At 67.7% G+C, this 20,194-nt stretch carries 22 protein-coding genes; 17 read left to right on the forward strand and 5 right to left on the reverse strand.

The features are described 5' to 3' along the window. Positions 1 to 6: 6 nt before the first annotated feature. On the reverse strand, positions 7 to 627 hold the full coding sequence (locus tag E8M01_RS32375; protein WP_136963932.1) for a hypothetical protein: 621 nt from the start codon (positions 625 to 627) through the stop codon (positions 7 to 9). Positions 628 to 799: 172 nt separating this feature from the next. Continuing rightward, the gene (locus tag E8M01_RS32380; RefSeq protein WP_136963933.1) at positions 800 to 1,357 is read right to left on the reverse strand and encodes a cupin domain-containing protein; all 558 of its coding nucleotides are present in this window, start codon (positions 1,355 to 1,357) and stop codon (positions 800 to 802) included. A gap of 238 nt (positions 1,358 to 1,595) precedes the next feature. Between E8M01_RS32380 and E8M01_RS32385 the strand changes: the two genes are divergently transcribed. From E8M01_RS32385 to E8M01_RS32430, 10 genes are all read left to right on the forward strand, one after another. Then, on the forward strand, positions 1,596 to 2,156 hold the full coding sequence (locus E8M01_RS32385) for a hypothetical protein (RefSeq protein WP_136963934.1): 561 nt from the start codon (positions 1,596 to 1,598) through the stop codon (positions 2,154 to 2,156). Positions 2,157 to 2,344: 188 nt separating this feature from the next. Continuing rightward, positions 2,345 to 2,743 (forward strand): GFA family protein, encoded by a 399-nt coding sequence (locus E8M01_RS32390; protein ID WP_136963935.1) that lies wholly within the window; start codon positions 2,345 to 2,347, stop codon positions 2,741 to 2,743. Between the two features lie 35 nt (positions 2,744 to 2,778). Then, the gene (locus tag E8M01_RS32395) at positions 2,779 to 3,138 is read left to right on the forward strand and encodes a hypothetical protein (protein ID WP_136963936.1); all 360 of its coding nucleotides are present in this window, start codon (positions 2,779 to 2,781) and stop codon (positions 3,136 to 3,138) included. 53 nt (positions 3,139 to 3,191) lie between these two features. Beyond that, positions 3,192 to 3,638, forward strand: coding sequence for an SRPBCC family protein (locus E8M01_RS32400; RefSeq protein ID WP_136963937.1), 447 nt, complete (start codon positions 3,192 to 3,194; stop codon positions 3,636 to 3,638). A 268-nt stretch (positions 3,639 to 3,906) separates the two neighbouring features. Next, a complete protein-coding gene (locus E8M01_RS32405) occupies positions 3,907 to 5,019 on the forward strand; it encodes a glycosyltransferase family 4 protein (protein WP_136963938.1) in 1,113 nt (370 codons plus the stop codon). A gap of 90 nt (positions 5,020 to 5,109) precedes the next feature. Beyond that, positions 5,110 to 7,326 carry an amylo-alpha-1,6-glucosidase gene (locus tag E8M01_RS32410; RefSeq protein WP_136963939.1) on the forward strand — a complete coding sequence of 739 codons (2,217 nt, stop codon included), beginning with the start codon at positions 5,110 to 5,112 and terminating at the stop codon, positions 7,324 to 7,326. Positions 7,327 to 7,569: 243 nt separating this feature from the next. After that, on the forward strand, positions 7,570 to 7,773 hold the full coding sequence (locus tag E8M01_RS32415; protein WP_136963940.1) for a hypothetical protein: 204 nt from the start codon (positions 7,570 to 7,572) through the stop codon (positions 7,771 to 7,773). Continuing rightward, entirely contained in the window at positions 7,770 to 8,075 is a 306-nt protein-coding gene (locus E8M01_RS32420; protein WP_136963941.1) for a hypothetical protein, read from the forward strand. The genes E8M01_RS32415 and E8M01_RS32420 overlap by 4 nt, the downstream gene beginning before the upstream one ends. Before the next feature lie 388 nt (positions 8,076 to 8,463). Beyond that, positions 8,464 to 8,682 (forward strand): hypothetical protein, encoded by a 219-nt coding sequence (locus tag E8M01_RS32425; RefSeq protein ID WP_136963942.1) that lies wholly within the window; start codon positions 8,464 to 8,466, stop codon positions 8,680 to 8,682. A gap of 136 nt (positions 8,683 to 8,818) precedes the next feature. After that, positions 8,819 to 10,600: a PAS domain S-box protein gene (locus E8M01_RS32430; RefSeq protein WP_136963943.1), complete on the forward strand. Its 1,782-nt coding sequence runs from the start codon at positions 8,819 to 8,821 to the stop codon at positions 10,598 to 10,600. Between the two features lie 51 nt (positions 10,601 to 10,651). Here the strand turns inward: E8M01_RS32430 and E8M01_RS32435 are convergent, their stop codons facing one another. Both E8M01_RS32435 and E8M01_RS32440 read right to left on the reverse strand, forming a co-directional pair. Further along, complete coding sequence (locus E8M01_RS32435) at positions 10,652 to 10,951, reverse strand: hypothetical protein (protein ID WP_136963944.1); 300 nt, start codon at positions 10,949 to 10,951, stop codon at positions 10,652 to 10,654. 128 nt (positions 10,952 to 11,079) lie between these two features. Further along, the gene (locus E8M01_RS32440) at positions 11,080 to 11,934 is read right to left on the reverse strand and encodes a hypothetical protein (protein WP_136963945.1); all 855 of its coding nucleotides are present in this window, start codon (positions 11,932 to 11,934) and stop codon (positions 11,080 to 11,082) included. A 356-nt stretch (positions 11,935 to 12,290) separates the two neighbouring features. On the opposite strand from E8M01_RS32440, the gene E8M01_RS32445 reads away from it, so the two are divergent. The 7 genes from E8M01_RS32445 to cnbZ are packed head-to-tail and all read left to right on the forward strand — an operon-like array spanning position 12,291 to position 19,079. Next, positions 12,291 to 13,490 (forward strand): amino acid ABC transporter substrate-binding protein, encoded by a 1,200-nt coding sequence (locus E8M01_RS32445; RefSeq protein WP_136963946.1) that lies wholly within the window; start codon positions 12,291 to 12,293, stop codon positions 13,488 to 13,490. Between the two features lie 3 nt (positions 13,491 to 13,493). Beyond that, a complete protein-coding gene (locus E8M01_RS32450) occupies positions 13,494 to 14,369 on the forward strand; it encodes a branched-chain amino acid ABC transporter permease (protein WP_136963947.1) in 876 nt (291 codons plus the stop codon). An 8-nt stretch (positions 14,370 to 14,377) separates the two neighbouring features. Continuing rightward, a complete protein-coding gene (locus E8M01_RS32455) occupies positions 14,378 to 15,325 on the forward strand; it encodes a branched-chain amino acid ABC transporter permease (protein ID WP_170182170.1) in 948 nt (315 codons plus the stop codon). Then, complete coding sequence (locus E8M01_RS32460) at positions 15,322 to 16,077, forward strand: ABC transporter ATP-binding protein (protein WP_136963949.1); 756 nt, start codon at positions 15,322 to 15,324, stop codon at positions 16,075 to 16,077. Before E8M01_RS32455 ends, E8M01_RS32460 begins: the two co-directional genes overlap by 4 nt. Beyond that, positions 16,074 to 16,790 (forward strand): ABC transporter ATP-binding protein, encoded by a 717-nt coding sequence (locus E8M01_RS32465; RefSeq protein WP_136963950.1) that lies wholly within the window; start codon positions 16,074 to 16,076, stop codon positions 16,788 to 16,790. The genes E8M01_RS32460 and E8M01_RS32465 overlap by 4 nt, the downstream gene beginning before the upstream one ends. Positions 16,791 to 16,817: 27 nt before the next feature. Continuing rightward, positions 16,818 to 18,281 (forward strand): aldehyde dehydrogenase family protein, encoded by a 1,464-nt coding sequence (locus E8M01_RS32470; RefSeq protein WP_136963951.1) that lies wholly within the window; start codon positions 16,818 to 16,820, stop codon positions 18,279 to 18,281. A 48-nt stretch (positions 18,282 to 18,329) separates the two neighbouring features. Then, the gene (cnbZ, locus tag E8M01_RS32475) at positions 18,330 to 19,079 is read left to right on the forward strand and encodes a 2-amino-5-chloromuconate deaminase CnbZ (protein ID WP_136963952.1); all 750 of its coding nucleotides are present in this window, start codon (positions 18,330 to 18,332) and stop codon (positions 19,077 to 19,079) included. Positions 19,080 to 19,163: 84 nt separating this feature from the next. Here cnbZ and E8M01_RS32480 read toward each other — a convergent pair whose 3' ends face one another. Then, positions 19,164 to 20,057: a LysR family transcriptional regulator gene (locus tag E8M01_RS32480; protein WP_136963953.1), complete on the reverse strand. Its 894-nt coding sequence runs from the start codon at positions 20,055 to 20,057 to the stop codon at positions 19,164 to 19,166. Positions 20,058 to 20,194 lie beyond the last annotated feature (137 nt).

Raw genomic sequence — 20,194 nt, forward strand, 5'->3', positions numbered from 1 at the left:
GCCCGTTCACGATCCCGTCGCCTCGCCCGGCATCGTATCGAGCGCGGCCCCCTCCTCCGCGCCGGCCACCCGCGCCCGCGGCTTGGCGGCAACCACGTCGGCTTCGGCCAGCCGGCGATAGAGGTTGCGCGAGCGCCGGACCGGCCACCAGTCGTAGAACAGGATCTGCGCCGGGCGCCAGTTGGCGACCCAGCCGAAGACCGAAATGCCGTCGCGAATGCCTTCGCGCCAGCCGTCGCGGATCGGTGCCTCGTCGACGGCGCGCGCCAGGGCGGTGCAGATGGCGAGCACGACCATGCCGATGGCCAGCGACACCAGGCCGGTGCGGATCAGTTTGCGCAGGTTCTGCGCCTCGGTCGCGGCCGCGCGCTTGAAATGGAACCGCAGCACCGTCTTGAGCTTTTCGGCCGCCGGACGATCCGCCGCCTTGCCGCGCAGGCCCAGCTCGATGATGAACCGGTTGCCGCGTGGCGCGTACCAGGCTTCCGACGCGATATATTGCGCGGCGGTGCTGTTGAGGCTGAACTCGTGGAAGGGCGAGGGATCGAAGGTCGAGAACAGCTGGTCGACGTTGTGGACATCGAGCGCGATCCGCGTGATCCCTGCCTCGTTTCGTGTTGATGGCATCTCGTTGCACCGTTGGTTTTTTGCTCGATGGCGACGCACCGGCCTGCGCGCTCGGTGGCGCAGGCCGGTGCATGCGACAGGCCCTGGCATTCCGTCGCGACATGTGCCGTTGAAGGCGATCAATACCACGCTCCGGAACCGCGCCCCGGAACGCTCCTATCAGGCCATGGGTTCACACCCGTGACGCCCCTTGCCCTGGCCGTGCGGTCCCCGCCGGTGAACCCTCCGGCTTTGTCCAGAGGTCGACCAGCGCGCCGCTTGGACCCAAGACCGGATCGCTGGCGGGAAAATCGACTGTCAGCATGCGCTCGATCATGTCAGGGGTCGGCGCGTCCCGCACGATGTCAGCCGCCTGCCCCGGCGGATAGGCGCCAATGACAAGGAAGTCGTCGCTCGCCGCGATGCGGACATGGCCGGTGCCTGCCGGCAAGACCAGGACGTCGCCGGCCCGGACCTTGGTTTCAGGTCCGCCCGGTCCGCCCAGCGCGAGCCTCGCGGCCCCCGCGGCAACCCCCAGCACCTCATGCGCCTCCAGGTGATAGTGGTGAAAGGCGTAAACCCCGTTGCGCCAGAGTGGCGGCCAGCCGTTGCGCGCGAAGCGCTCTTCCATGGCCCTGGCCATCGGCTCGCCCGGCTGGTCCTCGAACGCTTCGCGATAGAGCAGCACCGGCAGAACCGGGTTGTTCGGCACCCAATGGCGGCGTTCCAGAAACAGTGTTTGCGGCGTCATGGTTTGCATCGACCTTGGATCGCTCGAGATGAGCGCCGGATGGCGCTTGCAGGGCCGGCCCGCTCGTCCGGCGCGGGCCTGTCGAGCGGAGAACCATGGCCGCCACCCATTGTTCCATGATCCGCTGTTCGATGCTCCGGCCCCTTAAGCAGCGGCAGCGGAACCCGTGCCGACCTGGGCGGTTGCCCAGACATAGGCCCTGCGAGCCCGCTCGGCAGGACAGAGGCAGGAGGCAAAGATGCGGATCAGAACCCTGATAGCCCTCGCCGCACTGACCGCGGTGACCGCCACGGTCCATGCGCAGGCATCCGCGCCGACGCTCGCCCGCAACGAGCCGGCGGTCGATGCCGGCAACGCTCAGCCGCGGCCAAGGCCCGGCGAACTGAGCCTGCGCGGCTTGCTGACCGCCAAGATCTATACGCCCAAGCTCGGCACCGCGGCGACTGGTTCGGCCAGCACCCGCGCCGCTCCCTCGACCCGCGAGCCGGCCGGTGGCGCCGGCCATGACGCGACGGCCAGCAGCGTGCCCACCGGGCGGCGGCTGACCATGGCCGAGGCGGAATGGCAGACCTTGCGCCAAACCTATGATCACGTCGGCGACCTCACCGACGTCGCGGTTTCCGACGAAGGCCGGATCCGGCAGATCGTCGTCAAGCTGAGCCCCTCGCTCGGCCTCGGCGAGAAGTCCGCAACGATCGATTGGAGCGACATCAACTGGATCGTCAGTGCCAGTGGTGACCTGGCCGGCGTGGTCGATCGCAGCAAGCTGCAACTCGAAGCCGCGGCGCCGGCGCGATGATCGCTTTGGCCGGCGCGGGTGTCGGCCCGACGATATCTGCGGCCACAGGGAACGATCGCGGCGGGCTGCGCTTCATCGGGACGGTGATGAACCAAGACCCCTGACACCCAAGACCTCTGACAATGCAAGACCTCTGACAATGCAAGACCTCTGACAATGCAAGACCTCTGACAATGAAGGAGGCCAGCATGGCCCCTGTCCTCACCGGCGGATGCAATTGCGGCGCGGTTCGTTACACGGCGGAAGGCCCGCCGCTGCGCACCGGCCTGTGCCATTGCCAGACCTGCCGTCGCGAAACCGGCTCGCATGGCATGTGGTTCGGCGTCTGGAATCGCGGCGCCGTATCGATCTCGGGGGAAACGTCCAGCTGGACCGAACGGACCGAGACGCGCCACTTCTGCCCGCGCTGCGGCTCGCGCCTGTTCGCAACCTCGGATGACGAAGAGATCGAGATCCGGCTCGGAACGCTCGACCAGGCGCCGAGCAAGCTCAGGCCCGACTACGAGTTGTGGATCGTCCGCCGCGAACACTGGGCCGAACCTCTGGCCGGAACCGCGCAATATCCCGGCAATCGGAGCGAAGGATAATCAAGCCGATATCCCGACTACCGGCGGCTGTGGCGTTGGCGCCGCCTGCGCGGCCGACCGCGCGCCTGCCGCTGCCTGGCCCGCGGTCGCCCGCGTCCGGCCTGGCGCCGGCCCTCGCCGCCGGCCTCGCGGCCCTGGGCCAATTCGTCGTCGCGCGTCATCCCGCCGCCCAGCATGCCGCCGGCCGAACTGGCGCCGCCCGCGCCACTTTCCGGCTCAACCCGCAATGGCGGCTGGGCCCGCGCCGGTTGGCCCGGCAACAAGCCGGCGACAGCGGCAAGGCCGGCGACAACACCGAGCAGGTTGCGGCGATCCAGCATCTCGTTCGTCCTCCGATTGAAACAGCAACCATTTCACCGGGCGAACGTTCCAACGAAGGTGGCTTGCGCCGGTGACAGGGTTCCGCACCGCGCTCGGCCGCCTGGGACAAAACGTCAGGAGACGCACCATGTCCGAACCGACGGTCGAACTGACCAGACGCATCGAGGCACCACCCGCGCAGATCTGGAGCGCGCTGACCTCGCCTGACCTCATCAAGCGCTACTTCTTTGGCGCGGATGTCGAAACCGATTGGGTGGTTGGCAATCCGATCCGGTTTCGCGGCGAATTCAAAGGCAAGGCCTATGAAGACAAGGGCACGATCCTCGCCTTCGAGCCGGAAAAGCTCTTGAGCTATTCGCATTGGAGCCCACTCTCGGGCGAGCCCGACACCGACGAAAACTACCGCGTGGTGACCTTCGGCCTGAAGCCTGAGGACGATGCGACCCTCGTCAGCATTGCGCAGGCCCATCTGACCGGCGACGAGCGGCCGGAGGATCGCGCCAAAAAGGCCGAATACGAAAGCAACTGGTCGAAGGTGCTGGACGGCCTGAGCGACGTCGTCGGCCGCGCCTGACCGATAGCGATCCGGCCGGTCGCCACGGTAGCGATCCGGCCGGTCGCCACGGGTGGGCGGCGGGAACAGATCGGCGTTCCGCGGGTTGAGCCTGCGATGTAACGCCGGAGCCTCGGCTCGACTGATCAAAGACTCCTTGAGAGCGGGGCCCGGCCACAGCCCCGCCGCTTTTTGGGGGTGCCCTGTCGGTCTCGATACGGCACCGCCGGGCCGCTTTCGCACCGGCGCCTTGACTGTCGAAGCCTTGCTCCCGTCAGGAGGCATGCCGATGAAGATCGCCCAGATTGCCCCGCTCTGCGAGCGGGTTCCGCCGCGCTTTTACGGCGGCACCGAACGCATCGTGTCCTATCTGACCGAGGAACTGGTCCGTCAGGGCCATGACGTGACCCTGTTCGCCAGTGGCGATTCCGTCACCTCGGCCAATCTTGTCCGCTGTTCGGACATGGCTTTGCGGTTGAACCCGTCGGTCAAGGATTACCTGCCTTATCACGTGATCATGCTCGACGAGGTGGCCCGTCGCGCCGATGAATTCGACGTGCTGCATTTCCACATCGACATCCTGCAGTTCCCGCTGATCCGCGGCCTCGCCGACCGGACGGTCACGACCCTGCACGGCCGGCTCGACCTGCCGGACATGAAACCGTTCTACGCCGCCTTTCCCGAGGTGCCGCTGGTGTCGATCTCGCAGCACCAGCGCGAACCGATGCCGCCGGCGCTCAACTGGGTCGGCATGGTGCACCATGGCTTGCCGCCGGACCTTCTGACGTTCAACCCCACGCCATCGGGCGATTATCTCGCCTTTCTCGGCCGCATATCGCCGGAGAAGCGGCCGGACCGGGCGATCGAGATCGCGCTGGCCGCCGGCGTGCCGCTGAAGATCGCGGCCAAGGTCGACAAGGTCGACCAGGTCTATTGGGAAACGGTGATCGAGCCGATGGTCACCGCCCATCCGAGCATCGATTACATTGGCGAGATCAGCGAGCAGGAAAAGGCCGAATTCCTCGGCAATGCCCGCGCCTTGCTGTTTCCCATCGATTGGCCCGAACCGTTCGGCCTCGCCATGATCGAGGCCATGGCCTGCGGCACGCCGGTGATCGCCTTCCGCTCGGGCTCGGTGCCCGAGGTCGTCGATCACGGCCGCTCCGGCTTCATCGTCGACACCATCGTCGAGGCGGCCGAGGCCGTTCCGCTCGCCAGCACGCTCAGCCGCGCCGGCGTCCGCGCCACCTTCGAGGCGCGCTTCACCGCCGCGCGCATGGCCGCCGACTATGTCGACATCTATCGCGCCTTGCCCGGCGTCCGCGCCGAGGCGGCCCGTTTCCGACGCCGCAACGGCGATGGCGCCGGCCTGCACCTGGTCGGATCGGGCGCGCTGGCCTGACCGAAGCCGCCACGGGCCCGGCCGCGGACGCGCAGCCGGGCTGATGTTTCCGACAAATCCGTTTCATGCCCTCGCAGGAGGTTCGAGCCGATGCCGTCAGTGAGCGCCGAAATCGCCCCCCATGCTCCGGCTCCGGCCGGGCCGGCCGCCCAACCGCTCGCACAGTTCTTCATTCCCGCCGCCGCCTCCTTGCAGGAGCGGCGGCCGCGCACGCTCAAGCACGGCGATACTTTCGCCGTGTTCGACCATAATGGCGACGCGCTGGCCGGCCCCGGCAGCCCCGAGGGCATCTATCACCGGGACACGCGCTATCTCTCGCATCTCTACCTGACCACCGGCGGCGCGCGGCCGATGCTGCTGTCCTCGACGCTGCGCGACGACAATGCGGCGCTGACCTGCGACCTGACCAATCCGGATCTGTTCGACGACGGCGGCCGCCTGATCCTGGAGCATGACCTCATCCACATCCGCCGGTCGCGCTTTCTGTGGAACGCCACGTGTTACGAACGCCTGGCGGTCCGCAACTTCGATATGCAGCCACGCTCGGTCCGGCTGACCCTGGCCTATGCCGCCGATTACGCCGATCTGTTCGAGGTGCGCGGCACCCGGCGGCTCCGGCGTGGCCATCATCATCCCCCGGTGGTCGGCAAGGACGGCGTGACGCTGGCCTATACCGGGCTCGACGGACGCCGGCGCGAAACCAGCCTGCGCTTCGAACCGGCGCCGAGCCAGATCAGCGCCGAGGTCGCGGTGTTCGACTTCGACCTGGCGCCGCATGAAATGCAGCTCCTGTTCGCCCAGGTCCGCTGCGACCCGGAAGGCGAGGCCCAGGCGCCACGCCGGGCCTTTTTCGTGGCGCTCAGGGAATCCCGCCGGGCGCTCAGGGTCTCGTCCTCGCGCGCGGCCTCGATCTCGTCGTCCAACGACATCTTCAACCAGGCGGCGCGGCGCAGCGTCTCCGACCTCTACATGCTGATGACCGATACGCCCGAGGGCCCCTACCCCTATGCCGGCATCCCCTGGTTCTCGACCGCCTTTGGCCGCGACGCGCTGATCACCGCCCTGCAGACGCTCTGGCTCGATCCGGCCATCGCCCGCGGCGTGCTCGGTTACCTCGCCGCCAACCAGGCGACCAAGCTGGACCCCGTCGCCGATGCCGAACCGGGCAAGATCCTGCATGAGATGCGCCAGGGCGAGATGGCCGAACTCGGCGAAGTGCCGTTCCGCCGCTATTACGGCAGCGTCGATTCGACGCCCCTGTTCATCATGCTGGCCGGCGCCTACCTGAAGCGCACCGGCGACGCGGAAACCATCCAGAAGCTCTGGCCGAACATCGAGGCGGCGATCGCCTGGATCGACACCTATGGCGATGTCGACGGCGACGGTTTCGTCGAATATTCGCGCCGCACCGCCGAGGGCCTCGTCAACCAGGGCTGGAAGGACAGCCATGACAGCATCTTCCACGCCGACGGCACGCTCGCCCACGGGCCGGTCGCGCTGGTCGAAGTCCAGGCCTATGTCTTCGGCGCCTGGGTGGCCGCGGCCGAGATCGCACTGACGCTCGGCAACGCCGCCATGGCCATGGATTTCGAGGCCAGGGCCGAGACCCTGCGAACGCATTTCGACGCGACCTTTTTCGATGCCGAACTCGGCACCTATGTGCTGGCGCTCGACGGCGACAAACGGCCATGCCGGGTGCGGGCCTCCAATGCCGGCCACGCCCTGTTCACCGGCATCGCCGAGCCGAAGCGCGCCGCCGCGGTCGTCGCGACCTTGATGACCAATGCGTCCTTTTCCGGCTGGGGCGTGCGCACGCTCGCCGCGACCGAGGCCCGCTACAATCCGATGAGCTATCACAACGGCTCGGTCTGGCCCCATGACAACGCGCTGATCGCCGCGGGTTTTGCCCGCTACGGCTTCCGCCACGAGGCCGCGCGGATCTTCGAAGGCCTGTTCGCCGCCTCGATCTATATCGACCTGCACCGCCTGCCGGAGCTGTTCTGCGGTTTTCCGCGCCAGCGCAGCCACGGCCCGACCTTCTACCCGGTCGCCTGTGCGCCCCAGGCCTGGGCTGCCGCCACGCCCCTGTCGCTGGTCCAGTCCTGTCTCGGGCTGGGTTTCGATATCGCCACCGGCCAGATCATCTTCGAGCGGCCGGTCATGCCCGACTTCCTCAACGAGATCACCCTGCGCGGCCTGGCGGTCAATGGCGGTTCGATCGCCGTCGCGCTGAGAAGGACCGGCTCGGAGGTCGTTGCCAACGTGCTGTCGCGGCAAGGCGATATCCGGGTCGTGACGATGAGCTAGGGGCCGGCCCCAACAGGGCTCGGGCTCGCGACGCGCGAGCCCCGGAACCAGCCTTGGGTCGGCGCGTTAGCAGGAGGGCCGGCCGAACGTCCCGGCCGCGCCGGAGCACGGGATGAAGCGCTCTGTCCGCCGCATCGCAGCCGGGACAGCCGGCAACGATTTCGCCGGCCGGGCCATGCCCGGCTGGCGCGCAGCGGGTACAGTGGGCGTAGCGGCTGCAAAACCCGAACAGGACGCACGACCATGGACGACACGGATGTCATGATCCTCGAGCTCGACAAGCGTATCGCCGCGACGCGGGACAACATTCGCCAGCTCGTCGAACAGGCGGCCGCGGTCACCGGCATCGCCGCCGAGGAGGCCGCCGCCGACCGCATGGCCGAACAGGAGGCCGTGCTGGCGGAGTTGATCAAGGCGCGGGACAATCTGACCGGAGGCAAGCCATGAACACCGCCAACCTTCAGCTCGAAGGCCTTTGCATGGCCGTCGCGGCGTTGACCCGCCTGCTCGTCCAGAAAGGCGTGGTGACCGCGGACGAGGTGGACCTGGCATTGCACAGGGCCGAGGCCAACCTGACCAGCGAGGACCGGCAAGCCGAGGACATGTCGCCCGCCAATCGCAATGCCGTGGTCTTCCCGTTGCGGCTGTTGCGGCTCGCCAACCGCCGGCTCAACCAGCCCGAGCCGTCATTCGCGGAACTGGCGGTCCTCGTCGGCGAAACCAAGCGTCCCTATAACGACCAGATGTAGGTCCGGCCCGCCGCGGCCGTCGCGCTCGCGAAAAGCGGCCCGCTTCATTGCTGAAGCGGGCCAGGGAGGTCATTGGTAGATTGGCTGCAGTTCATCCCCTGCAGGCAGTCGCGCGGTCGCGAAGGCCTGTAGGGGATCGGTGACCAGTCTAGCCGCGACAGCCGGCATCGCCACTCAGTCGAAGTGCTGACTGGCCGGCGGGGCCTTGACACCGCGCCGGCCCTTAAAAGCCTGGTCCAAGGGTCTTAGTCGTTCGGCGCAACATGTCATTTGACATTGTCGCCCCCAGCCATCCCGATAGCGTCGTCCCGCGCGGCCGGCGGCAGGTCGCCCGAGGGCTTGAGCCGATATGCCAGGAAGACCGATATTTGCGATCGGCGACCATGTGGTGTCGAAAGTCGACGGCCGCGAGATGGAGGTGGTGAGCGTCCGGACCGCCGCCGCGGGCAAGACCGCCATCTATTGCGCCTGGGGCCTGCCGGGCTCGCATCGTGTGATCAGGCGCTTTCTGGCCGATCAGATCGACAAGATCCCGAAACCGGCCAAGGACGGCCCGGTCGAGGCCGCCGAGGCCACACCGCAGGAGGGCGGTGGCGATCCGCCGTGACCGGCTCGCGCCGGACGGGCTGGCTGGCACGACATCACCAGGATAGGCTGCAATCGGGCGCGATCCGACGAATGCCGGTCCGTGGCCGGGGGAACCGGTCGCGAGATCATGAGTTTCATGACCCTAGGGGAACCTCATGATCGCCGGTACCGACCTGCTCGAAGCCCTGCCCGTCGCGGTCTACACGACCGATGCCGAAGGCCGCATCACCTTCTACAATGAGGCGGCCGCGCAGTTCTGGGGCCACCGGCCGACGCTTGGAAGCGACAGGTGGTGCGGGTCATGGCGCCTGTTCTGGCCGGACGGCCGCCCTCTCCCCCATGACGAATGCCCGATGGCGGTGACGCTCAGGGAAGGCCGGCCGGTCCGCGGGGTCGAGGCCGTGGCCGAGAGGCCAGACGGCACGCGCGTGCCCTTCATGCCCTATCCCACCCCCTTGAAGGACGCCTCGGGCCAGGTGACCGGGGCGATCAATCTCCTGGTCGACATTGGCCACCACAAGACGGCCGAGATCGAATCGGCGCGTCTGGCGGCGATCGTCGCCTCGTCCGACGATGCGATCATCAGCAAGACGCTTGAAGGCCGGATCACCTCATGGAATGCCGGCGCGACACGCATCTTCGGCTACGAGGCGGACGAGATGATCGGCGCGCCGATCCTGCGCATCATTCCGCCGGAGCTGCACGAGGAAGAATTCGAGATTCTCGCCAAGTTGAAGCGCGGCGAACGCCTTGATCATTTCGAGACGATCCGGGTCGCCCGCGATGGCCGGCGGCTGGACATATCGCTGACCGTCTCGCCCTTGTTCGACAAGGCCGGACATGTCATCGGCACCTCGAAGGTCGCCCGCGACATCACCGAGCGCAAGCGCAGCGAGGAACTGCAACGCCTGCTGTTCGACGAGCTCAACCATCGCGTCAAGAACACCCTGGCGACGATTCAGGCCATCGCCAGCCAGTCGTTGCGCCGCGCGACGAGCCCTGGCGATTTCGTCCAGAGCTTCAACGGCCGCGTTCAGGCGCTGGCGCGCGCGCACGATCTCCTGGTCAGGGGCAAGATGACCGGCGCCGATGTGGCCGAACTCGTCCGCGAGCAGGTCGTGCTCGGCTCCCCGGACGGCACCCGCATCGTGTGTTCCGGGCCGCGCCTGAAGCTTGATGCCCAGGCCGCCGTGCAACTGGCGCTGGTCCTGCACGAGCTTGCCACCAATGCCCGGAAATACGGGGCGCTGTCGGTGCCGACGGGACAACTCTCGATCAACTGGAAGATGCAGATGAACGGCGGGCGCGAGCTGTTCCTGGAATGGCAGGAAAGCGGCGTTCCCAAGGTCGATGCGCCAACCTCGCACGGCTTCGGCACGACTCTCATTCAGCGCACCCTCGAAACCAATGGCGGCCAGGCCGACATGCACTACGGCGCCCATGGCGTGGTTTGCGAGATCCGCCTGCATTTGCCCGAACAGGCTGCGTTGGAATTCGGTGAAAGGGCTGCACTGGCGCTGGTCGACGATCGGCCCGGCGTGGCGGAGCCGGCCGGCCTCGCCGATCTGCGCGGCAAGCGGATCCTGCTCATCGAGGACGAGCCGCTGGTCGCCATGGATATCGAACATGAGCTCATTGCCGCCGGCTGCCAGGTCATCGGCCCAGCCGGCACCATCACGAGCGCGAGCCGGCTGATCGCCGATACGCCCTGTGACGCCGCGCTGGTCGACGCGAACCTCGCTGGCCATCCGGTCGACGAACTCGCCGCGGCCCTGGCCGCGAAGGGCATCCCCTTCGCCTTCGCAACCGGATACGGACGGGATGGCCTGCCCGGCGCCTTCCAGGAGAAACCCATCCTGGCGAAACCTTTCAGTTCGGCGCAACTGCTCGCGATGATGACCGGCCTGCTCGGCAAGGGCGGCCAGCCTCCGAGCTGACGCCCCAATCCTGATCGCCCCGATCCTGAGACGGCCCAACAGCGAAATGCGTCAGGGCCGGCTGCCCGTCACCGGATTGGCGTCAGGCAGCCCGCGGTTCCCTTCGGTCTCGGCCGGTGGATTGTCGAGATCGGCAACCGCCTGACCGAGTTCCTTGCGCTCCCGTGGATCCGGTGCTTGCGGAGCGTCCGGGGCCTTCTGATCTTGCTCGGCCCCCGCCCCTTGGCCGCCGGCCGGCCGATCGGCTTCCGATCCTTGACCGGGCCACATTTTCCCGAGGTCGTCGGCCGCCGGCCGGTCCGGGTCCTGGCCGGGTGTCGAGGCCGGGTTGGTCATGGGCGCGCCAGACATGTTCGTTCTCCCTTGCTTCATCCAGGACCAACCGATGGCCTGCGCATCCGTTCCGCTCAAAAAAGTGGCCCGCCGATCGGGCGGGCCACGGACGACGACATACCGGCGGGAGGCGCCGGGCTTTGAGCTCACTCGAACAGCGGCACGTCGTCGCGGTAGCTCGCGCCGAGGGCCGCCGCGACACAGGCAATGAAGGCACCGATCAGCAATGACAGGAAGACCAGGAGCGATCCGAGCGAGGCGGCCTTGCGGGCCTTGTCGGCGGTCTCCTGGGCCTTGACCTTGGCCGCCTGGGCCTTGGCCAGCACGGCGTCGACGCGGCGCAGCGCCTCGTCCTGGCCGATGCCGGCGCGCTGGGCGACGATCTGGGCGAGATAGGTCTTGTCGGCAGCCGGCATTTCACCGCTGGTCGCCGCGCTGACCAGGATCCGCGTCGCCTCGCCGCGCGTGTCGGCATTGTTTGCCGGCGCCGCGGCCGCACCCCGGAACAGCGTGTCCACCACATAACCCGTGACATCGCCGGATGAACCGGATTGCCCGTCCGTCACCCCGCCGACTGCGCCGGCTGCGACCGTAGCAGTCGCCTGGACGCCGGTCCGGGTGATCGCCGAGATCGTCGAGGTCAGGCAGATCGCGACGATCAGGGTTGCGACGCACCAGGTCAAAAGCCCGTTCGCCGTATCGCGAAAGAACACCTCGTCGCTGTGCAGATTGGCCCACCGTGTCCGCAGCCTGCCGGTCACGAAGCCGCCGACACCGGAGGAAATCCATTGCACCAGGATCAGGCCGATGCCGCTGGCCACGCCTAAGGCGGTGCCGCCAACGCCTTGCCCCGACCAGGGTGACACGCTGGCAAGGCCAATTGCCGCGCACAGAAACAGCAGCGACAGGCTGGCCGTCGCGGCAACGACGGCGCCGGCAAAAACCGCACTCCACGAGACCGCCGACCATGGCGATTCAACTGCGGCAGTTGTTTGAGTCATCTTGCCCTCCTCGATTCAGCGCGTGAATAACGCGAGAAGAATGATGACCGGGATTGGAATGCCGAGCAGCCAAAGCAGAATTCCGCGACCCATTGATGCCTCCTGTGTTTGCAAAGACAACGGTGCTGCCGGCGAATTGGTTCCAGCCGGGACGTTTCAAGCGGCCGCAACGCGCAAGCGCTGCAATCGTCAGCGCATTTGCGGGAGCGACTCCTGATATCGGCACCCGACTTTTCAAGCGTTCTCATTCCGGCAACACGCCATGCGCAAGATTGGGCTTCCGGCGGAAATTCCCCCTGTCACACTCCGGTCAGAAACTCTGTCCTGCGAGATGGGGTTAGAAGGGGACATTTCTCATGGATCGGCGTTCACTGCTCGGCGGCCTCTCCGCCGCGGCCCTCGGCTCTCGCTTCGCTTTCGGCCAGACCACCAGCGAAATCCGTATTGGCGCGCCGCTGCCCTTGACCGGGCCGCTGGCGCCGGAAGGTCGCAAGCAGAAGCGCGGTTACGATCTGTGGGCCGCCGAGGTCGCCAAGCAGGGCGGCGTCGAGGTCGGCGGACGAAAGCTGCCGGTCAAGATCATCTATTCCGACTACCAGTCGGCCACGCCCCGTGGCGTCCAGGCCTGCGACCTCCTGGTCAGCCAGGAGAAGGTGCAGTTTCTGTTCTCGCCGTTCGGATCGGGCGCCGCCAAGGCGGGCAGCGCCATTGCCGAGCGCTACAAGATCCCGATGATCGCGCCGACCGCCTCCTCGGTCGAGGTCTATGACCAGGGCTTCAAATATCTGTTCGGCACCTTCACGCCGAACTCGACCCTGACCGAACCGCTCGCCAAGCTGGTCACCGAGAAGGCGCCTGATGTGAAGAAGGTGGCGATCTTCTCGCGCAACGACCTGCTGCCGCTGTCGCTGGCGGTGGAAATGCGCAAGTCCTGCCAGGCGCGCAATCTGAACGTCGTCTATGACGAGAAGTTCGCCATCGGCACGCTCGATTTCGCCTCCGCCCTGACCCAGATCCGGGCCGCGGCCCCGGACTGGATCTTTGTCGGCGGCTATATCAACGACCTCGTCCAGGTCCGGTCCCAGATGCGCGATCTCGGCCTCAAGCCGAAGGTGCTGACCATGATCGCCGGCCCGGCTTACGAGGAATATATCCAGGCCCTCGGCAGCGCCGCCGAAAACGTCACCAGCGCCTCCTGGTGGCATCCCGCCGTGCGCTACGAAGGCGCCGACCTGTTCGGCTCGACCGCGCGTTACGTCCAGACCTTCCGCGCCGCCTATGCCGGCGAAACCCCCGACTATGCCGAGGCCTCGGCCTCGGCCGCGGGCGCCATCCTGCAGCTTGCCATCAAGCAGGCCGGCACGCTGGAAGGGCCGGTCGTGCGCGATGCGCTCGCCGCCCTCAATGTCCAGACCTTCTGGGGCCCGGTCCATTTCGGCGCGAGCGGCCAGATCGACAGCCTGACCCCGCCGGTGTTCCAGATCCAGGACGGCAAGACCGTCGTGCTGCTGCCCGGCGAGATCAAGCAGGGCGAGCTCAAGTTCGGCATCGCCTGAGCCATGAGCGCCTCCCTCCTCGCGCAAGTCCTCGCCAACGGCCTGTTGCTCGGCGGCCTCTATGCCGCCGTCGCAGCCGGTTTCTCGCTGGTCTGGGGCGTCCTCAACGTCGTCAACATGCTGCACGGCTCGGCGATCGTGCTGGGCTCCTACGCGGCCTTTTTCGGCTGGCAGAAGTTCGGCGTGAATCCGTTCCTGTCGGCCCTGGTGGTCGGTCCGGCGATCGGCGCGCTCGGCTGGGCGGTGCAGCGCTATCTGGTCGAGCGGGTCATCGCCGCGCCGGTGCTGATCACGCTGGTGCTGACCTTTGCCCTCGACCTGATCCTCAACAACGCCATGATCGCCGCCTTCTCGGCCGACTACCGCAAGATCGGCAGCGTCTCGGGCCTGCCGCCCTTGACCATCGGCCCTGTCGGCGTGCCGGTCGACCGGCTGCTGGCAGCACTCGCCGGCATTGCCGCAACCCTTGCCATCCACCTCTACCTGACCCGCTCGCGGCTCGGCCGCGCCATTGTCGCCGTGCGCATGGACCGCGAGACGGCCATGCTGATGGGCGTCAAAGTCGAGGCGATCTATGCCGCCACCTTCGGCATCGGCCTGGCGCTGGCCGGCATTGCCGGCTGCCTGATGGCCGCGGTCTTCCCGATCTCGCCGCTGAACAGCCCCGGCTATCTCGGCGTCGCCTTCGTCGCCTGCGTTCTCGGCGGCCTCGGCAGTGTCGTCGGCGCCATTGTCGGCGGCCTGGTGCTGGGCGTGGTCGAAAGCTTCGGCGCCATCTTCGTCGGCCCGGAATACAGCGTCACGGTCGCCTCGGTCCTGCTGATCATCATGCTGCTGTGGCGTCCGCAAGGGCTTCTCGGCCGAGCCGGTTACGAATGAGCAGCCCGATGAAATCCTTGACACAATCGCCCTGGCTGCTGCCGGTCCTGGTGCTGGCGGCGGGTGCTGCCATCGCCATCGGCGCGCCGGCACTGCTCAGCCAACACACCTATGTCTCGCGGCTGGCGACCTCGCTCGCGCTGCTGGTGACCCTGTCGATCGCCTGGAACCTGGTCGGCGGCTTCACCGGCTACCCCTCCTTCGCCACCGCCGCCTTTTTCGGCCTTGGCGCCTATGCCACCGCGGTCGCCCAGCAGGCCGGCTGGCCGGTCATGGCCGGCTTTGCACTGGCCGCCATCTGCGGCGCCTTGCTGGCGGCGCCTTTCGGCTTCGCCATCCTGCGCCTGCGCGGCCATTATTTCGCGATCGCCAGCCTCATGCTGGTGACCATCCTGAAGGAACTGACCACCGGCTGGGCCTCCCTCACCGGCGGCGGCATGGGCATCAACCTGCCCGGCGCCGGCGGCGACCCGATCGCCATCGCGCGCATCGCGCTACAGACCATGGTCATGCTGGCGGCCGTCGCCCTGGCCTTGTCGATCGTGGTTGCCAAGGGGCGGCTCGGCTTCGGCCTTGCCTGCATCCGGATGAACGAGACCGCCGCGCTCGGCGCCGGCATCGACGCACCGCGCCTGAAGACCATCGCCTTCACGCTGTCGGCGGCGATCTGTGGCCTGGCCGGTGCGGCCTATGCCCGCTGGATCGGCTATATCGACCCCTCCGACGTCTATGACGTCATGTGGTCGGTGCGCCCGATCATCGCGACCCTGATCGGCGGCGTCGGCACCATTTTCGGGCCGGTGGTCGGCGCCATCGTCTACATGGTTTTCGAAGAGCTCATGTGGCGCAACCTGCTGACCTTCGGCACCGGCGCGCTCGGCGTTCTCATCGCCCTGCTGGTCCTGGTCATGCCGGGCGGCATCATCCCGACCTTGCTGAAGCGGAAAGCGTCATGACCACAACGCCTTTGCTCCAGCTCGACGGCCTGACCCGCCGTTTCGGCGGCCTGACCGCGGTCAATGACGTCACCCTGTCGTTCGGCGAGGGCGAAATCGTCGGCCTGATCGGCTCCAACGGCGCCGGCAAGACCACCCTGGTCAACCTGGTGACCGGCCATCTCAAGCCGAGCGCCGGCCGGGTCACCTTCGCCGGCCGCGACATCACGGGATCGCCGCCCTACCGGCTCGCCCGCCTTGGGCTGCTGCGCACCTTCCAGGTGGTGCAGCCCTTCGCCCAGCTGCCGGCGCGCGACAACGTCGCGGCGGCAGCCCTGTTCTCGGGCGCGGCACCCGACATGGCCTCGGCCCGCGACGCGGCTGAGGCGGCCTTGCTCAGGCTCGGCATTGCCCATGTCGCCGACAAGCTGCCGCCGCACCTGACGCTTGCCGAACGGAAGCGCCTGGAGCTCGCCAAGTCATTGGCCGCCAAGCCGAAAATGCTGTTCCTCGACGAGGTCAACGCCGGCCTCAACTCGGCCGAGATCGACGCCGTGCTCGACATGATCCGGTCGATCGCCGCCGAAGGCGTCACCATTGTCGTGATCGAACATCTGATGAAGGTCGTGCGCGGCCTGTGCACACGCCTGGTCGTGCTGCATCAGGGCGCGCTGCTGGCCGACGGCCCGACCGACGCGGTCGCCCGCGACCCCGCCGTCATCGATGCCTATCTCGGCGCCCGCGGCGCCGCCATGCTGGAGGCAGCCCGATGACCACCTTGACGGTCGACACCATGACCGCCGGTTATGGCGACGTAACGGTCCTGACCGGCGTCTCGTTCAGCGTCGGCGCGCCCGGCATCACGGCCGTCATCGGCTCCAACGGCGCCGGCAAGACCACGCTGCTGCGCGCCATTTCGGGGCTGATCCGGCCAGCCTCCGGCAGCGTCACGCTGAACGGTCAGAACCTCGCCGGCCTCGCGCCGGATGGCTTCGTCGCCGCCGGCATCGCCCATGTCCCCGAGGGCCGGCGCCTGTTCGCCGGCATGACGGTCGAAGACAACCTGATGATGGGCGCCTTCTCGCGGCGGGTCCCGGCCGCCGAGCTGCAGCGCGATCTCGACGCGATCTATGCGATCTTTCCGCGCCTCGGCGAGCGGCGCAAGCAGGATGCGGTGTCGATGTCCGGCGGCGAACAGCAGATGTGCGCCATTGGCCGCGGCCTGATGGCCAAGCCCAAGGTCATGCTGATCGACGAATTGTCGCTGGGGCTCGCCCCGGTCGCCGTCGACGTACTGGTCGCCGCCCTCAGGACGGTGGCCGCCGACGGCCTCGGCCTGCTGGTGGTCGAACAGGACGTGGCGGTCGCCTTCGATCTCGCCAGTTCCATCGTGGTGCTCGACCGCGGCCGGGTGACCCGTACCGGCTCCAGCGCCGAGATCGCGGCCGATCCGGCCGTGCGCGCCGCCTATCTCGGCGAAGCCTGATCCTTATCTCACGTCCGGACATCAATCATGACGCAAGCCACATTCGAGGTCATTCGCTCGCCGTTCGACGGCGCGCCGGTCGGCGAGATGCCGGTCGCCGACGAGGCCGCGGTCGAGGCCGCCGTCGTCGCCGCCGGCCGCGCCTTCGAGACCATGCGGCGCCTGCCGCGCTTCGCCCGGGCCGACATTCTCGACCGTGCCGCCGAGATCCTGCGGCGGCGCCGCGACGAGGCCGTGCAGATCATCGCCGCGGAGGCCGGCAAGCCGCTCTACGACGCCCGCGGCGAGGTTGCCCGCTCGCTGTTCAACCTGACCAATGCCGCCGCCGAAACCCGCCGCTTCGGCGGCCACGAAGTGCCCTTGGACATGGATGCCGGGGTGTTCGAATATCAGACCACCACCTCGAGCGGCGCCAAGCTCGACCTGGCCAAGGCGCCGATCGACGACCTTGCCGCGCTGCGCCGGCGCGTCGGCATCGCCCGGCGTTTCCCGATCGGCCCGATCCTCGCCATCGCGCCGTTCAACTTTCCGCTCAACCTGGTCCTGCACAAGGTCGCGCCGGCCATTGCGGTCGGCAATTCGGTGGTGCTCAAACCGGCGCCGCAGACACCGCTGACCTCGCTGCTGCTGGCCGACGTGTTCCGCGAGGCCGGGCTGCCCGATGGCGCCCTCTCGGTGGTCCATTGCGCCGTGCCGCTGGCCGAGAAGCTCGTCCGCGACGAACGCTTCGCCATGGTCACCTTCACCGGCTCGGCCAAGGTCGGCTGGCACATCAAGGCGATCGCCGGGCGTAAGAAAGTGGCCCTCGAGCTTGGCGGCAATGGCGCGGTGATCGTCTGCGCCGATGCCGATCTCGATCTCGCGGCGGCGCGCTGCGTGCGCGGCGGCATGGTCTATGGCGGCCAATATTGCATTGGCGTCCAGCGCATCATGGTCGAGCGTCCGGTCCACGACGCCTTCGTCGAAAAGCTGCTGGCCTGCGTGCGCGCGCTGAAGGTCGGCAACCCCATGCAGGAGGGCGTCGATGTCGGCCCGGTCATCGACGAGGGCTCGGCGAAGCGTATCGAGAGCTGGATCGGCGAGGCCAAGGCCGGCGGCGCCCGCGCGCTGATCGGCGGCGACCGCGACCGCGCGGTCATCCAGCCCTGCGTCCTCACCGACACCCAGCCCGGCATGAAGGTCGAGGACGAGGAAATCTTCGGCCCGGTCATCACGGTCAATCCGTTCGACCGGTTCGAGGACGCGGTGGCGCGCGCCAATTCCGGCAAATACGGCCTGCAGGGCGGGCTGTTCACCGGCGACCTGAAGCGCGCCTTCCGCGCCATCGAGGACTGGGACGTCGGCGGCCTGATGGTCAATGACGTGCCGATCTACCGGCTCGACAACATGCCCTTCGGCGGCTGGAAGGAATCCGGTCTCGGCCGCGAAGGCACGGTCTACGCCATGGAAGAGATGACCGACATCAAGCACCTGGTCGTCAACTACGCCTGAGCCGCGATCGACCGACCTTTTCCCGTTTCATTCAATGAGAGATATCCCATGACCGAGGTCATCGATTTTGCCACCGGCGGCTACAAGTTCATCAAGGGCGTGTCGCAATATTCCGCCGGCGTCGCCGCCCTGCCCGGCTTCCGGCTCGAGCGCGTTCGCTTCGCCTCGCCCGTGCCGCTGGCCGAGGGCTTTCGCCGCATCGCCGAGATCATCAAGGCCGCCGGCCGGTCGCTGACCGCTTTCGCGGCCTGCGAGCTGCGCTCGCCGGCGCCCTTCACCGAACAGGGCTTCGTCGCCTTCAATTCGGTCTATATCACCACGCTGAAGGAGTGGGGCCTGTTCGAGAACGGCCTCAACCCGATCGCCCGCAGCAATGTCTGCCCGGAGGTCTTGCCGCCGTCGGAGCCGAGCTTCTACGCCTTCTCCTTCACCACCGTCGCGCCCGATGCAGCGCCCTCCTTCGTGGTTGCCGGCAGTGGCGAAGCGCCCGAGGGCCATGCCACCTATGCCGACCATATCGTCAGCCGCGGCGACCTCAGCCAGGAGGGCCTGCGCGCCAAGGCGCGTTTCGTGCTCGCCGAAATGGAACGGCGCATGGCGGCCCTCGGCTTCACCTGGGCCGACGCCACCGCCTCCCAGCTCTATACCGTGCACAACGTCCATCCCTTCCTCGCCGACGAGATCGCCCGCCGCGGCGCCATGCGCGCCGGCCTGACCTGGCATTTCAACCGGCCGCCGGTGCAGGAGCTGGAATATGAAATGGACTGCCGCGGCCTGGCGATCGAACACGTCGCCTGACACGGCCGGAGCGGCTCGGACTTTGGCAACGCAACAAGGCCCGTCCGGTGGACGGGCCTTGTCCTTTTGAGCGTCTTTCGGCGGTCAGCGGCGGGCGGCGGCGAGTGCCCGCAAGGTCCTGAGGAAGGCCTCGACAGCCAGCGGCAGCCGACGTCCGCCCAGCACCAGCACGTCGATGGAAGCGACGAGCACAGGATCGGCCAGCCGGATCGAGACGAGTTCGCCGGCGGCGACATCGCGCTGGCACGACATGCCGGTGATCAGGGACACGCCGATGCCCGCCTTGGCGAAGGTCCTCAAGGCATCGATGCTGTTGGTCACCAGCGCCGGCATGGCGCGCAGCCGCTGCACCCGGCAGCTCTCGTCGACCAGCGCCCGGATGCCGAAACTGGTCACCGGCATGGCAACCGGATAACCGAACACGTCGCGCAGCGAGACTTTGGCGAGCCGCGTCAGCGGGTGGTCGGGGCTGCACATGGCCCGGACCTCGTCGTCGAGCTGGAACAGGAACTCGACCTGCGGATCCGGCTTGGCGTTGAAGGCGATGCCGATGTCGGCATCGCCCTTGCGGACGTCGGCGACGACATCGGCGGTGCCGGTCACCATCAGCTCGAAGCTGATGTCGGGGTGATCGGCCCGGAACCGGCCGATCGCCTCCATCAGGTAGCTCGACACCACGCCCTCGACCACCACAAGCCTGACGCCGCCGCGCTCCAGGCCGCGCAGCGCCGCAAGCTCGGAGCGGGCGCGTTCGGCGTCCATCATCACCAGCTTGGCGTGCAGGGCATAGATCTCGCCGGCCTCGGTCAACCGCATGCCGCGGGTGTGCCGTTCGAACAGGGGCATGCCGACCTGGTGTTCGAGCTGCTGGATCTGCCGGCTCAAGGCCGATGGCGCGACGTTGAGCTTGTCCGAGGCCTTGCGGATGGTGCCGACCTGGGCGACCTCGTGAAAATAACGCAACTGGGTGAAATCCATCCGGACGCCTCGTCTCCGGCCGCCCCCGCGAGCGCACCGGCCAGGTGACTGGTGTCATGACTTCGGAAGGTTGCGCAAGCTCTGGCGGGCGCAGCCGGACTGAGCCCTGTTCGCGGGCGGCCGCTGAGCGCCGCGTT

The sequence above is a fragment of the Phreatobacter stygius genome (assembly GCF_005144885.1).
In the GTDB taxonomy this organism is placed as follows: Bacteria; Pseudomonadota; Alphaproteobacteria; order Rhizobiales; family Phreatobacteraceae; genus Phreatobacter; species Phreatobacter stygius.